The sequence below is a fragment of the Blautia pseudococcoides genome (genome assembly GCF_001689125.2).
Classification (GTDB): Bacteria; Bacillota; Clostridia; order Lachnospirales; family Lachnospiraceae; genus Blautia; species Blautia pseudococcoides.
In genome coordinates this window covers 3,083,168-3,095,350 of record NZ_CP015405.2, presented here as the reverse complement: position 1 = coordinate 3,095,350, position 12,183 = coordinate 3,083,168, and the positions used below count along the sequence as shown (strand labels likewise).

Sequence of the window (12,183 nt, the reverse complement as noted above, 5' to 3'; positions counted from 1 at the left end):
AACAGGAGGTAACTATTCAGTAGGTCTGCGCATTCACTGCGCTGACCGTAAGAATGCGTACCGCAGCCAAGCAGAAATCCCATGGCCGAAGATGATCCTCCATGGATTTTTGCCTGTAACTGTGAAGGCACTGAACAGTTACAACAGGAGGTAACTATGAACAGATGTAGTGAAAAGACATGGAGGATATCCCATAATTTCCCCGGGAAATCTGAAGTAAAAGTATTGTTTGAAGAAAAGGGAATGATCTGCAGAGAGGCACATTTTCGGTATACGTCCTCAGCCGGGGAAAAGGAGGAACGCAGAATTACAGTGGAGTTTTCCTTTCCCGTATTGGATATAAGCGGCAGATGGTATCCGTCCTGTGGATTCGACAGGTCGATCAAAGCGGACTGGTTTCCTGAAGTGGAATCCATGACATCCATTTCTGCACCGGTCATTTGTTTTTTTAATGGAAAAGGGGAAAACAGGCATACCATTGCTTTGTCAGAGGTAAAGCAAAAGGTGGCCATGAGGTATGGAATCCATGAGGAAAATGGTGTTATGCTCTGCCGAATTGATATGATCCTTCCAAGAGGCTTGTTTCTGCAAGGGTATAAACTGAGGATTTGGGAATCTGCCAGAGAGGAGCCGTACTGGAACACACTGGCGGATGTGAGAAAGTGGTGGGAGGCTGCTCCGGAGTGGCAGATGATGGAAGTGCCCGGGGAGGCAAGAAAACCCTTCTATTCCTTCTGGTACTCCAAACATCAGTCTGTAGATGCCGATACTGTGGAAAAGGAGTGCAGGCTGGCAGCAGATATGGGATTTACCTCTGTTATTGTGGATGACGGTTGGCAGACAGATGATAACAGCCGGGGCTATGCGTTCTGCGGAGACTGGGAACCGGCTGTTAAAAAGTTCCCGGATTTTGCACAGCACGTTAGAAAGGTCCGGGATATGGGACTAAAATACCTTATGTGGTTTTCTGTTCCCTATGTGGGGAAAAGAACAAAGGCCTGGGAGCGGTTTGGCCATAAACTTTTGTACTGGAATGAGCTTCAGCAGGCGGGAGTGCTGGATATCCGATATCCCCAGGTAAGGGAGTATCTGAAGGGAATCTATCTGAAAGCAGTGAAGGACTGGGGGATCGACGGGCTGAAACTGGATTTTATCGACGAGTTTTACCTTTATGATGAAAGCCCTATGTTTACAGAGGGGATGGACTGTGCAGATGTACAGGAGGCGCTGGATATTCTTTTGACGGAGGTAAAGGAGGTGCTTACCTCGGTCCGCCCGGATATACTGATTGAGTTTAGGCAGAAATATATTGGCCCTCAGATCAGGAAATACGGAAATTTGCTGAGAGTCTCAGACTGTCCGGGATCCGGGATCAGCAACAGAGTTGGAATTGTGGATCTGCGGCTTCTCTCCGGAGCCACAGCTGTACACTCGGATATGCTTATGTGGCATGAGGAGGAAAAAACGGAGGATGCTGCGCTGCAGGTATTGAGCTGAATTTTTTCTACCGTGCAGATATCCGTGAGTCTGGAGAATATCACAGAAGATATGAAAAGAATGCTGCTGTTCTGGATGTCCTTTATGCAGACAAACGAAAAGCTGCTGCAGGAATCGCAGATCAAGCCACAGGAACCCGAAAATCTTTACCCTCAGGTATTGGTGGAGGACGAAGAAACACAGATATTAGTACAGTACAGCAGAGGCAGAACCGTTGATCTGCGCCGGGTATCAAAGTGCATGTACTATGTACACGGGGTAAAAGAGGAGGAGGTCTGCATACAGCTGGACGCGGATCATAGAATGGATTTCCGGATAAAAGACTGCAGGGGCGATATCTTGGATGAGGGAAGCTGGGAAAATATTTCTATGGCCAATATTACGGTGCCTACAGGCGGACTGGTAAAGTTTATAAAGGAAGAATGATAAAAAGGGAACTGGATACTACCGATTTAAGAATCGGTATCTCCGTTCCCTTTTTAAGATGAATATCAGATGGTTTCTATTTTACTATAGAACAGATGGGTCCCTTTGCCGACTTCCCGTTCCTTCCCCGCGATCATCACAACCGCATCCACCGGAGTCGTGATCTCATAGCGCCACACATCCCCCGCTTTTTTCCAGGAGGAAGTTATTTTTCCATGGCGTGTATCCAGGGATACTGACAGCCAGTCAAGCCTTTTGTCGGGGATGGGGGCAATACTCACTTTTTCATAGCCCGGGAATGCAGCAAGCCTTTGGATCCCCCCGGCCACACTGTAAATCCAGTCAGCCACAGAGCCGTAAGCGTAGTGGTTGAAAGAGTTCATATCCGCGCTCCAGAAATTGCCGTCAGGCATAATGCCGTCCCAGTGTTCCCAGATCGTAGTGGCGCCTTTGGTCACAGGATACAGCCAGGAGGGGTAGTCTTCCTTCAGCAACAGGCTGTAGGCCAGGTGGGAATAGCCGTATTCGCTCAGGGTATGCAGGATATAAGGCGTTCCCACAAAGCCGGTCTGAAGCCGGATACCGCACTCTTTGACCATGGCAGCAAGCTGATCCGCAGCTGCCTGGCAGTCTTTGGCAAGGCCGAAGCGGGCAGCCAAAATACACTCGGTCTGGGTTTTGTATTCCGGGAAGGCGGTGCGGAAGGCAGATACAATTTCAGTGTAAAGGGTTTCATATTCTGTGATATCCTCCCCCAGCACCTTTCCGGCTTCCATGACCAGCCATGTGGAATATGCATAAAATGCGGAGGCGATAAAATCCTCCCGGGTGGAACCTTTATAGCTTCCCACAGGCGCATCCAGGCCCAGCCAGTCTCCGTAGTGTGTGCCTCCGGTCCACAGATATGGGGTTGTGGTATGGGAAGAAATATAGGAGATCCATTTCTTCATGAGGGTAAACTGGGAGGATAACAATTCCTTGTTTCCGTATGCCAGATAGAGTTCCCAGGGGCAGATGGCTGCCGCATCACCCCAGGCAGAGCTGGCGGGTTCTTCGGAGAGCAGATCGGGGATCACATGGCCTACCCTTCCGTCCTCCCCCTGGTCTGCCGCCATATCTGACAGCCATTTTGTATAAAATTTTTCTGCGTCATAATTCATGCAGGCTGTGCGGATGAACACCTGCGCATCTCCGGTCCATCCAAGACGTTCGTCCCTCTGGGGACAGTCTGTGGGAACGTCCACAAAATTTCCCTTCTGTCCCCAGATGACATTGTCAAAAAGCTGATTCAAAAGGGGATTGGAACAGTTAAAATATCCGGTCCGCCGCATTGCGGAATGTATCACCACGGCTGTGAAATTTTCCGGTTTTGCCGCACAAGGGCCGCCCGGATACTGGTCGATCCGTACATAGCGGAAACCGAAGAACGTAAGTTTTGGCTTATAAGACTGCTGACCGTCACGGCAGATATATAAATACTGCGCTTTGGCGCTTCGGTAATTCTCTGTGTAAAAACATCCTTCTTTATCCAGAACTTCTGCGTGGGAGAGCGCTACTTTTTCTCCGGCCTTTGCGGTAAGGCTGATTTCCACATAACCTGTGATATCTTGTCCGAAATCCACCACGGTCTCTCCTTTTGGAGTGGTAAATATCCCAATGGGAGAAAGCCTTTCCTGCTCCCGGATTTCCTCACCCTGCTGGGGGATCAAGGTATGTGACGGGCCTTCAAATTCACATACCGGTCTGCCGGATCCATGACCCTGGGTGCTGCTGCATCCGGGTGCACAGCCGTATGCCAGGGAGGCATCAAAAATCTCGCCGTCGTATATTTCTGAAAAGCGGACAGGGCTGTCTGTAAACGTCCAGGTCTCATCCGTTGCCATGTACTCCGTGGAACCGTCCTCATACGTGATCTCCAGTTGCGCGAGAAGTCCCGCAGGGCTTTTTTTAAGCTCCTCCTGCACGGATGATCTGCTCCAGCCCGGCATGGGACTTCGGTACCAGCCTTTTCCTACGGTGACGGAGAGTTGGTTGTTTTCTTTTACCAGATTTGTAACGTCATAAGCCTGATACTGAAGCCGTTTTTGATAAGAAGTCCACCCTGGGGCAAGTATAAAATCTCCTATCCGGGTTTTGTTCAGCTCCGCTTCGTAGGTACCGAGAGCTGTTATATAAAGTGCTGCTGCCTTTACCGGCTTTTTCAGGAAGAAAGATTTTTGGAACAGGGGGCAGATATCACCTGTTTCCGTCTGTGGTTTGATCCATTTTGCATACCATTCCATTTAAAATACCTCCGTTTGTCTTTTCTTGACGGTAACTGTTCAGAATTCTTACAGTTTCTCTTGACTATCATGATACCAGAGAATAGAATGAAAAAAAACACCTGTTTTTAACTAAAATAGGGGGTGAATTTGCCTTATGGATAAAGCGGCAACGATCCATATCAGGGAGGTTTCAAAGGAGGAGCAGGAGCGGCTGGTCATGATGCCATACCGGCAGACGGATATGGAGAGCCATACCCATGATTTTTTTGAGTTGGTGTATGTGGTGAAGGGAACAGCAGTGCATACGCTCAATTCGGCAGAGGGAATGCTCACAGAGGGGGATTATTTTATTGTAGACTATGGAAGCGTGCACAGCTATTCCAGAAGTTCGGATTTTACACTGATCAACTGTATCTTTCTGCCTGAGGTGATAGATGAGACGCTGACAGGGTGTCGTTCTCTGGATGAACTGCTGCACGGCTGCCTGATCCGCTATTATACATCCATACCGGGTGAAACACCTGTAGACCGTATCTTCCATGATGAGAACGGACGGATCAAACAACTGATCATGGGTATGCTGGAGGAGTATGAGGAGAAAGAAGAGGGGTATGCAGAGGTATTCCGGTGCAGACTGATCGAGCTGCTCATACTCACCCTGCGAAAAGGCATTCATGAGAAGCAAAAGCATCCAAAACACAGGGCAGTGCTGGATGTGATTCAGTACGTTGACAGGAATTATCAGGATTATGTCAACCTGGGGGCATTCTGCAGACAGTATCACTATTCCTTGTCCTATATCAGCAGGATTTTCCGGCAGGAGACAGGGCTTTCCTTCCGTGAATATCTGCAGAAGGTCAGAATAGAGAAGAGCTGCCGGCTTCTGGCGGGCAGTGATATGCGGATTGGAGAGATCGCCCAGGCGGTGGGGTATGAGGATAAGAAGTTTTTCAACAGTGTGTTTAAGAGGATTGTGAAAATGACGCCCAGGGAATACAGAAACCTTTGGGCTGCAAAAGGGAAAAATTGAAAATCTGCCCGCGGAGGAACCGCTCTGCTTTCCCCGCCGCCTTGTGGACTGAATAAATATGCAGCACTGCTGCGATGTTTCCTGACACGGATGGCGTGACAGCGCCAGATTGCCATAAATTAGCAGGATGAAATGTTTTGTCATGGACTTGACATAAGGAGATAACAGTCTATAATTACCAGTAGAAAGAAATAGGAGGTGTGTGTGTCCATTGTAGCAGGAAAATAAATCAAATGTATAATTAAATACACAGAAGGGTTGCCGTAGAGATGACTCTTTTGTTGTTGTACAGATTTATTTTGCTTACAGGAAACAAAACACACCGGGAGCAGGGGCACAGCATTTTTTGCTGTGCTTTTATTCATGATTATAGGAAGCGGATGAAGCAGGACAGATGTCCTGCTTTGAGAAATGCGGTTTTCTTTAAGAATGGAAGACTCGTGGTATTGTTTACAGACATTGTAAGCAAAATACCATGAGTTTTTTTGTTATATAAAAGTTATCCTGACTCTTTTATACAATAAAAGCTTGGGGCCGGGTATCCGTAATACCCTATCTCCATCAGATTATGAAAAGGAAGGCAGACGGTCCGGGTTCCCCGGCAGTTCAGCCATCCATCCCCTGTTAAAAAATATATGGGAAGCTGGGGCGGGGTGGGGAAAAGGGAAGCTGTAAGGCGTTTTGGGGAGAACAGAGTGAGCAGTGATCAACTTGCCCATGTGGACGCGTGACCATATTTTTCCATATTGAAGATTTTGGCCTCAGCATATAGTATAGTGACTATACAAATAGTGTATATTACACAAAATGAACAAGAAAGTAAGGCATGGGAAAAAATGTTACCAGGAAGGACATAGCGAAAGAGGCCGGTGTTTCGGTGTCTGTGGTCTCGAGAGCACTTAACAACAGCGGATATGTAGACAACGAAAAAAAGAAAAGAATTTTGGAGATCGCTAACCGTGTAGGGTATATGCCAAACCCTGTAGCCATGGCATTGCAGCAGAAAAAAACGTACCAGCTGTTGTTTTTCTGCGGAGACCTTACCGGAACGTATTATAACCAGATGTACCATGGCATGGCCAGGGAAGCTGAAAAAAAGGGATATCATGTTCTGGCTATCATGAATGAACGGGATTTCGAGATGGTGAAAAAGACATTAGCGGACGGTGCGCTTTTCCCTACGGAGTCGGTGGCACAGGCATATGCGGAAAGTATCGGCAAAAACTATTACCTGCCAACCGTCACGGCAAGTTTTGATCCATCAGCGGTTTTTGCGAAACCCATGCCGGCAGTTATTATTGATAATAGAAAAGTTATCAATACGGCGATTGACTATCTCTGGAAAAAAGGCCATCGAAAAATCGGTATGGCGCTTCCGTTTAATGAAGGCTACGCAAATCTCCGTTACCGTTACTGGAAGGAACGGATGATGCTGGAAATAGGGAAAGAATACAGAAAATATATCCTGGATGTACAGGGAGATCTGGAAAAGACGGAAACACCAAAGAACAGCAGTCAAAAGGATTTCAGCTGTGAAGCGGAAGGGTTTGTTTACCTGGATCTGTTTTTCATAGGAAGAAGGGCAGCCAGGATGTATCAGGCGTCTGCGCATAAGCCCACAGCCATCATCTGTTTTAATGATGATATGGCATTTGGAATGATGGAAGAATTAAAATCTCTGGGATTCAGGGTGCCCGAAGATGTTTCCGTTATAGGGATCGACGGACTTTTTACAAGAGAAAGATATGAGCCGAAACTGACAACAATGGCCATCTACCCGGAACGACAGGGAGCGGAATGTGTAGATGTTTTGATAAATGTATTAGAAGGCAACAAATATAAATATATGAATTACTCTCCTTTTAAAATCCTGGAGGGAGAGACCGTAAAAAATATGGCATCTGTTTAGCAGGTCTTTACATGATCAGGAACATATATCAAAGTACAGCGCGCAGCTTTGGTGTATAAATAAATTTACATAAATATGGATGGAGGTAGAAAGATGAAATTAAAAAAATTGGCAGCATTGGGTATGGTTGGCGTTATGCTTGCAGGATTAACTGCCTGTGGAGGCAATTCTGATAAGGAAGCCGCAAAAACAGCAGATGGCAAGGAAAAGGAAAAACTGGTGATCTGGTCCTGGGGAGCAGATGAGGAGAAGAAATCAAGAGAAACCATGGTGGAGGCGTTTCAGAAAGCACATCCGGAAATCGAGGTTGAACATTCTGTGATCCCCACAGCTGACCACGTATGGGACCAGAAGATGACAGCAGCATTGTCTGCAGGCACCGGCCCGGATGTTATCCAGATGTCCCCGGATTATTACGGTTTATATACGGAATATTATGAAGACCTTAATCCTTATGTGGAAAAAGAAGGCGTTGACCTCAAATCCGTGATAACAGAGGGAATGATCGAGCCGTATTTCCGCCCGGATGGTAAGCTGGAGGCTATGCCTTTATTGGAGAATGTTTTTGTCCTGGCCTATAACAAGGATATGTTTGATAAGTTTGGTGTAGAATATCCTACCGATGACTGGACCTGGGATGACCTGGCAGAAACCGCTAAAAAGTTTGCCGGAGGAGAAGGGGCGGATGCCACCTATGGAATGGTAAACCATTGGATTGACGCAGGCTTGTCTGTGATCTGCAAAGGCGGAAGTGCATACGCAGATGATCTAAAGACGTGTGAAGTCAACAGCCAGGAAGTAAAAGACGGACTGAATTTATTCGGAGATTTGGTTCAGAGCAAGGCAATGCCGGATGACACAGCAGCAAAAAGCCTTCCGAAGGAACAGTTATTTGTATCTGGACACGCGGCTATGTATACACTGGGCGGATTTGAGACAAAGCTGATCGCAGAGGAAGTGGGAGATAATTTTGCATGGGATGCGGTTTCTATGCCGAAAGTGGAAAACGGAAAGAACAACCTTATGTACGCAACCGGCTATGCCATGCTGAAAACTTCAAAGAACAAGGATGCAGCCTGGACTTTCTTAAAAGAAGCAGCGTATGCAAATGAAGATATGGCAAAAGAAACCAGTAAGATCGGTCTTACATCCTGCAAAAATATCGCAGAGACATATTATAAGGATTTAGAGTATGGACCGATCAAAAACAGCGCATTTCTTGACGGACTGGCCGATGCAAAACTGAATATATGGGGCGGTGCATTTTCAGCAGCCGGTGATGTGTATACACAGATTTGGCAGTCAGTGACCATTGACGGCAAGACGGCAGAGGAAGCCATGGAGGAGTATTATCCGGCTTTGGAGAAGGCATTTAACGAGGCAAACGGCAACTGATTGTAAGGATGGCAGAGAAGCGGAGGCTACCCGCCGGGTCATATTGACCCGGCGGGTGGCCGCTGATAGTTCATGACAATAGAGGGTCCGCAGCGTGTACGTTCTATAGTCGATTGGAGGCATGGGAATTTTGAGGAAACCGGGAAAACAAAAAAAATATACAACCATGAAAAAAAGAGAAGCCAGGAATTTTTATATTTACACAGCCCCCTGGCTGATCGGATTCCTTGTACTTACATTGTATCCGATTTTGTATTCTTTTTATCTGATGTTTACGAATATGAATCTTACAGGGATCGGGGAGTTTGTGGGGCTGGATAACTGGAAATATGCATTTACAGATGACACTTTATTCAGGAGAGCTTTTCTGAACACCCTGAAATATGTATTTATGTTTGTACCGTGCAGCATTATACTTGCCTTTTTTGTTGCACTTCTTCTGAGCAAGAAAGTAAAAGGTCTGGGATTTTTCCGTACCGCATTTTATATACCATATATTACCTCAGGGGTTGCGGTGACCATACTTTGGGGATGGATCTTCCAGAAAGATTTTGGAATTATCAATTACATATTATCCCTTGTGGGATTGAAAGGGCCAAACTGGCTGGGGGACAAAAATGTAGCCATGATCTCCATTGTGATCCTGTCATTATGGACCATAGGAAATAATATCATTATTATGCTGGCAGGTATACAGGATATTCCCCAGTCTTATTATGAAAGTGCGCAGATGGACGGTGCAGGTTCTCTCCGTCAGACCTTCTATATCACACTGCCGTTATGTACACCTACCATATATTTCAATCTTATCGTTACAGTGATCGCAGCTTTCCAGGTATTCCAGCAGCCGCTGATCCTGACAAACGGCGGTCCTCTGAACAGTACCTATACGGCGGCTATGCATTTATATAATAATGGATTCCTCTATGGTAAGATGGGGTATGCTTCCATGATGGCCTGGAGTATGTTCGCAGTTATTATGCTGATCACCATCGTAGTGGTATCCACATCCAAATTCTGGGTATTTTATGATGATTAAGGAGGAGGAGAGATAAAATATGCATACAAGATCACAAAAAAAGACAAAACTTATGGCAAGGATACTGACATATGTTGTGCTGGTCATTGCTGCGGTTATCTGCCTTTTCCCGTTTATCTGGATGGTTTCCACATCCTTTAAGCCAATGTCGGATATCTACAGTATGCCCCCCACTCTCATTCCAAAGCACAGTACCTTTGAGAACTTTGTGGAAGGATGGAAAGGAGCCAATTTCCAGCTTTATTTTAAAAACACTGCGGTGATCACCTTTCTTGCCACCGTGGGGACCGTACTGTCATCCTCTGTGGTTGCCTATGGGTTTGCACGGTTTCAGTCCAGATTATCAAAGATCCTGTTCATGGTGCTTTTAGGCACCATGATGCTTCCAACTCAGGTTACACTGATTCCCCAGTACCTGCTATATTATAAGCTGGGAATGGTGGATACCATATGGCCTCTTATTATACCAAGCTGGCTTGGTGGAGGCGCGTTCAATATATTCTTATTTATCCAGTTTTTCAGGACACTGCCTAAGGAACTGGATGAGGCAGCTGAAATTGATGGTGCCAATTCCCTGCAGGTATTCACCAGGATTCTTCTTCCGGCAGTAAAACCGGTCATGCTGGCAGTTCTGGTGATGGCTCTGGTGTTTAACTGGAATGATTTTTTCAATCCTTTAATTTACCTTAACTCCAATGATAAGTTTACAATTGCCATTGGACTGCAGTTTTTCAAAGGTTCTCAGGGGAATGTCCAGGTAGGACAGATGATGTCCATGGCACTGGTCTCCCTGCTGCCCGTGCTGGTGATATTTGCAACCTGCCAGAAATATTTCATCCAGGGAATAAAAATGTCCGGCCTGAAAGGCTGAGACGAACCCGGGTGATCCAAACAATACAATGACAAAACGGAGGACAACTTTAATGAAATACAGAAACCCCATAATTTCCGGATATAATCCGGACCCGTCTATCTGCCGAGTGGGAGAGGATTACTATATTGCCAATTCATCCTTTGAATTTTATCCCGGTGTGCCTGTTTATCACAGCAGGAATCTTGTAAACTGGGAACTTCAGGGTTACTGCCTTACAGAAGAAGCGCAGCTTGACCTACATGGATGCAGGCCGTCAGGAGGAATTTACGCGCCTACCATCCGTTATCATCAGGGAACCTTTTTTATGACAACCACCAATACGTCAGGGAAAGGCAACTTTATTGTCTATACATCAGATATGGGGAAGGGGTGGTCCAAGCCGGCATGGGTGGACCAGGGCGGAATCGATCCGTCTCTTTTGTTCGACGATGACGGAACCGTTTATTTTGCGTCCACCAATATTGACGGGGAAGGGAAGACAGGAATTTTTCTCTGCCAGGTGAATCCTTTTACGGGAGAGCGTCTCACGGAAAGTATCATAATAAGCAGAGGGTGCGGCGGCAGGTATGCGGAAGGCCCCCATCTGTATAAATGGTTCGGAAGATATTATCTCATGCTGGCTGAGGGCGGCACGGAATACGGGCACATGGAAACCATACTCCGGTCAGACAGTCCTTATGGACCCTTTGAGCCGTGTCCCCACAATCCTATTCTCACACACAGGGATGACATGAGGGAGGAGATTTATTGTACCGGCCATGCGGATATGATAGAGGATCACAACGGCAACTGGTGGATGGTATGCCTGGCAGTCCGTCCGTGCCAGGAGAAGAAAGACAGGGTGCTGCTTCACAATCTGGGGCGTGAGACATTTCTGGCACCGGTTGTATGGACCAAAGACGGCTGGCCGGTTGTGGGGGAAATGGGGCTGATATCTCCGGAGATGGACGGTCCTCTTCCCGGAGAACCGCCGCTGCCCGTGAACCGGGATTTTACAGATGATTTCTCAAATGACGTGTTCAGTACACATTATAATTTCCTCAGGAATCCATCTATGGAAAACTATTTAAGGGATACGGTGAATGGCCGGCTGATTTTAATTGGGACAAGTACCACGATCAATGAAATGGCAAGCCCTACCTGGATCGGGGTACGGCAGAAAGGGTTTGAAACGGTATCAACGGTAAAAGTCACCCTGCCGGATGCGGTGCAGGGAATGCGGGCAGGCCTTACTGCTTATTATAATGATTCTTATCATTATGAGATTTATTTAAGCAGAGAGACGGACAAATGGAAAATCTGCCTGGCAAAGCATATCCATGATATTTTTACTGTTACGGCATGCGCAGAAATAGCCGAGGCAGAAAATGTGATGCTGCGAATTGTATCGGATAAAACATATTATAGATTTTCTTATAGCCTGGACCAAGAGACATTTGTGGAACTGGGAAGCGGGCTGACAGTAGGGCTGTGTACAGAGAGTACCAGGTATATGACATTTACAGGAACTTATATAGGGATGTTTGCAGAAAACGGCTGTGCTGCCTTTGAGGATTTCCAGGTAAAGGTGCTGGATTACTGAGAACAGATGTACATTTGATCGTGATTTAAGAAAAAAGCAGACCGCCGGGAGAGATTCCGGCGGTTTTGAATGCTTATTTTGTGACTGCCTGCCCCAAATAAATGCTTCCACAGCACAGCGTAAACAGTTTTCAAAGACCCACTGATATTGTTCTTATTTTGTTAGAA

At 46.5% G+C, this 12,183-nt stretch carries 9 protein-coding genes; 8 read left to right on the top strand and 1 reads right to left on the bottom strand.

The features are described from left to right. Nucleotides 1-156 precede the first annotated feature (156 nt). Both A4V09_RS14785 and A4V09_RS14780 read left to right on the top strand, forming a co-directional pair. A complete protein-coding gene (locus A4V09_RS14785) occupies nucleotides 157-1,497 on the top strand; it encodes a glycoside hydrolase family 36 protein (protein WP_065543027.1) in 1,341 nt (446 codons plus the stop codon). 24 nt (nucleotides 1,498-1,521) lie between these two features. Then, nucleotides 1,522-1,923, top strand: coding sequence for a hypothetical protein (locus A4V09_RS14780; RefSeq protein WP_065543026.1), 402 nt, complete (start codon nucleotides 1,522-1,524; stop codon nucleotides 1,921-1,923). A gap of 65 nt (nucleotides 1,924-1,988) precedes the next feature. Here A4V09_RS14780 and A4V09_RS14775 read toward each other — a convergent pair whose 3' ends face one another. Continuing rightward, nucleotides 1,989-4,205 (bottom strand): alpha-L-rhamnosidase, encoded by a 2,217-nt coding sequence (locus tag A4V09_RS14775; RefSeq protein ID WP_065543025.1) that lies wholly within the window; start codon nucleotides 4,203-4,205, stop codon nucleotides 1,989-1,991. Between the two features lie 136 nt (nucleotides 4,206-4,341). Here A4V09_RS14775 and A4V09_RS14770 point away from each other — a divergent pair, with 136 nt between their 5' ends. From A4V09_RS14770 to A4V09_RS14745, 6 genes are all read left to right on the top strand, one after another. Continuing rightward, the gene (locus tag A4V09_RS14770) at nucleotides 4,342-5,217 is read left to right on the top strand and encodes a helix-turn-helix domain-containing protein (RefSeq protein ID WP_065543024.1); all 876 of its coding nucleotides are present in this window, start codon (nucleotides 4,342-4,344) and stop codon (nucleotides 5,215-5,217) included. A gap of 826 nt (nucleotides 5,218-6,043) precedes the next feature. Beyond that, nucleotides 6,044-7,126, top strand: a complete 1,083-nt coding sequence (locus A4V09_RS14765) for a LacI family DNA-binding transcriptional regulator (protein ID WP_065543023.1) — start codon at nucleotides 6,044-6,046, stop codon at nucleotides 7,124-7,126. A 93-nt stretch (nucleotides 7,127-7,219) separates the two neighbouring features. Next, nucleotides 7,220-8,521 carry an ABC transporter substrate-binding protein gene (locus A4V09_RS14760; protein ID WP_065543022.1) on the top strand — a complete coding sequence of 434 codons (1,302 nt, stop codon included), beginning with the start codon at nucleotides 7,220-7,222 and terminating at the stop codon, nucleotides 8,519-8,521. Nucleotides 8,522-8,642: 121 nt separating this feature from the next. Further along, nucleotides 8,643-9,560 carry a carbohydrate ABC transporter permease gene (locus A4V09_RS14755; protein WP_242963848.1) on the top strand — a complete coding sequence of 306 codons (918 nt, stop codon included), beginning with the start codon at nucleotides 8,643-8,645 and terminating at the stop codon, nucleotides 9,558-9,560. A gap of 19 nt (nucleotides 9,561-9,579) precedes the next feature. Beyond that, nucleotides 9,580-10,431 (top strand): carbohydrate ABC transporter permease, encoded by an 852-nt coding sequence (locus A4V09_RS14750; RefSeq protein ID WP_065543021.1) that lies wholly within the window; start codon nucleotides 9,580-9,582, stop codon nucleotides 10,429-10,431. 52 nt (nucleotides 10,432-10,483) lie between these two features. Beyond that, nucleotides 10,484-12,016, top strand: coding sequence for a glycoside hydrolase family 43 protein (locus A4V09_RS14745; protein WP_065543020.1), 1,533 nt, complete (start codon nucleotides 10,484-10,486; stop codon nucleotides 12,014-12,016). The last annotated feature ends 167 nt before the right edge of the window (nucleotides 12,017-12,183 follow it).

What these genes read in the sequence shown, in the direction of transcription:
- A4V09_RS14775 (WP_065543025.1), bottom strand. Translation starts at nt 4,205, where the DNA reads ATGGAATGGTATGCAAAATGGATCAAACCACAGACGGAAACAGGTGAT.
- A4V09_RS14745 (WP_065543020.1), top strand. Translation starts at nt 10,484, where the DNA reads ATGAAATACAGAAACCCCATAATTTCCGGATATAATCCGGACCCGTCT.
- A4V09_RS14785 (WP_065543027.1), top strand. Translation starts at nt 157, where the DNA reads ATGAACAGATGTAGTGAAAAGACATGGAGGATATCCCATAATTTCCCC.
- A4V09_RS14765 (WP_065543023.1), top strand. Translation starts at nt 6,044, where the DNA reads ATGGGAAAAAATGTTACCAGGAAGGACATAGCGAAAGAGGCCGGTGTT.
- A4V09_RS14755 (WP_242963848.1), top strand. Translation starts at nt 8,643, where the DNA reads ATGGGAATTTTGAGGAAACCGGGAAAACAAAAAAAATATACAACCATG.
- A4V09_RS14770 (WP_065543024.1), top strand. Translation starts at nt 4,342, where the DNA reads ATGGATAAAGCGGCAACGATCCATATCAGGGAGGTTTCAAAGGAGGAG.
- A4V09_RS14760 (WP_065543022.1), top strand. Translation starts at nt 7,220, where the DNA reads ATGAAATTAAAAAAATTGGCAGCATTGGGTATGGTTGGCGTTATGCTT.
- A4V09_RS14750 (WP_065543021.1), top strand. Translation starts at nt 9,580, where the DNA reads ATGCATACAAGATCACAAAAAAAGACAAAACTTATGGCAAGGATACTG.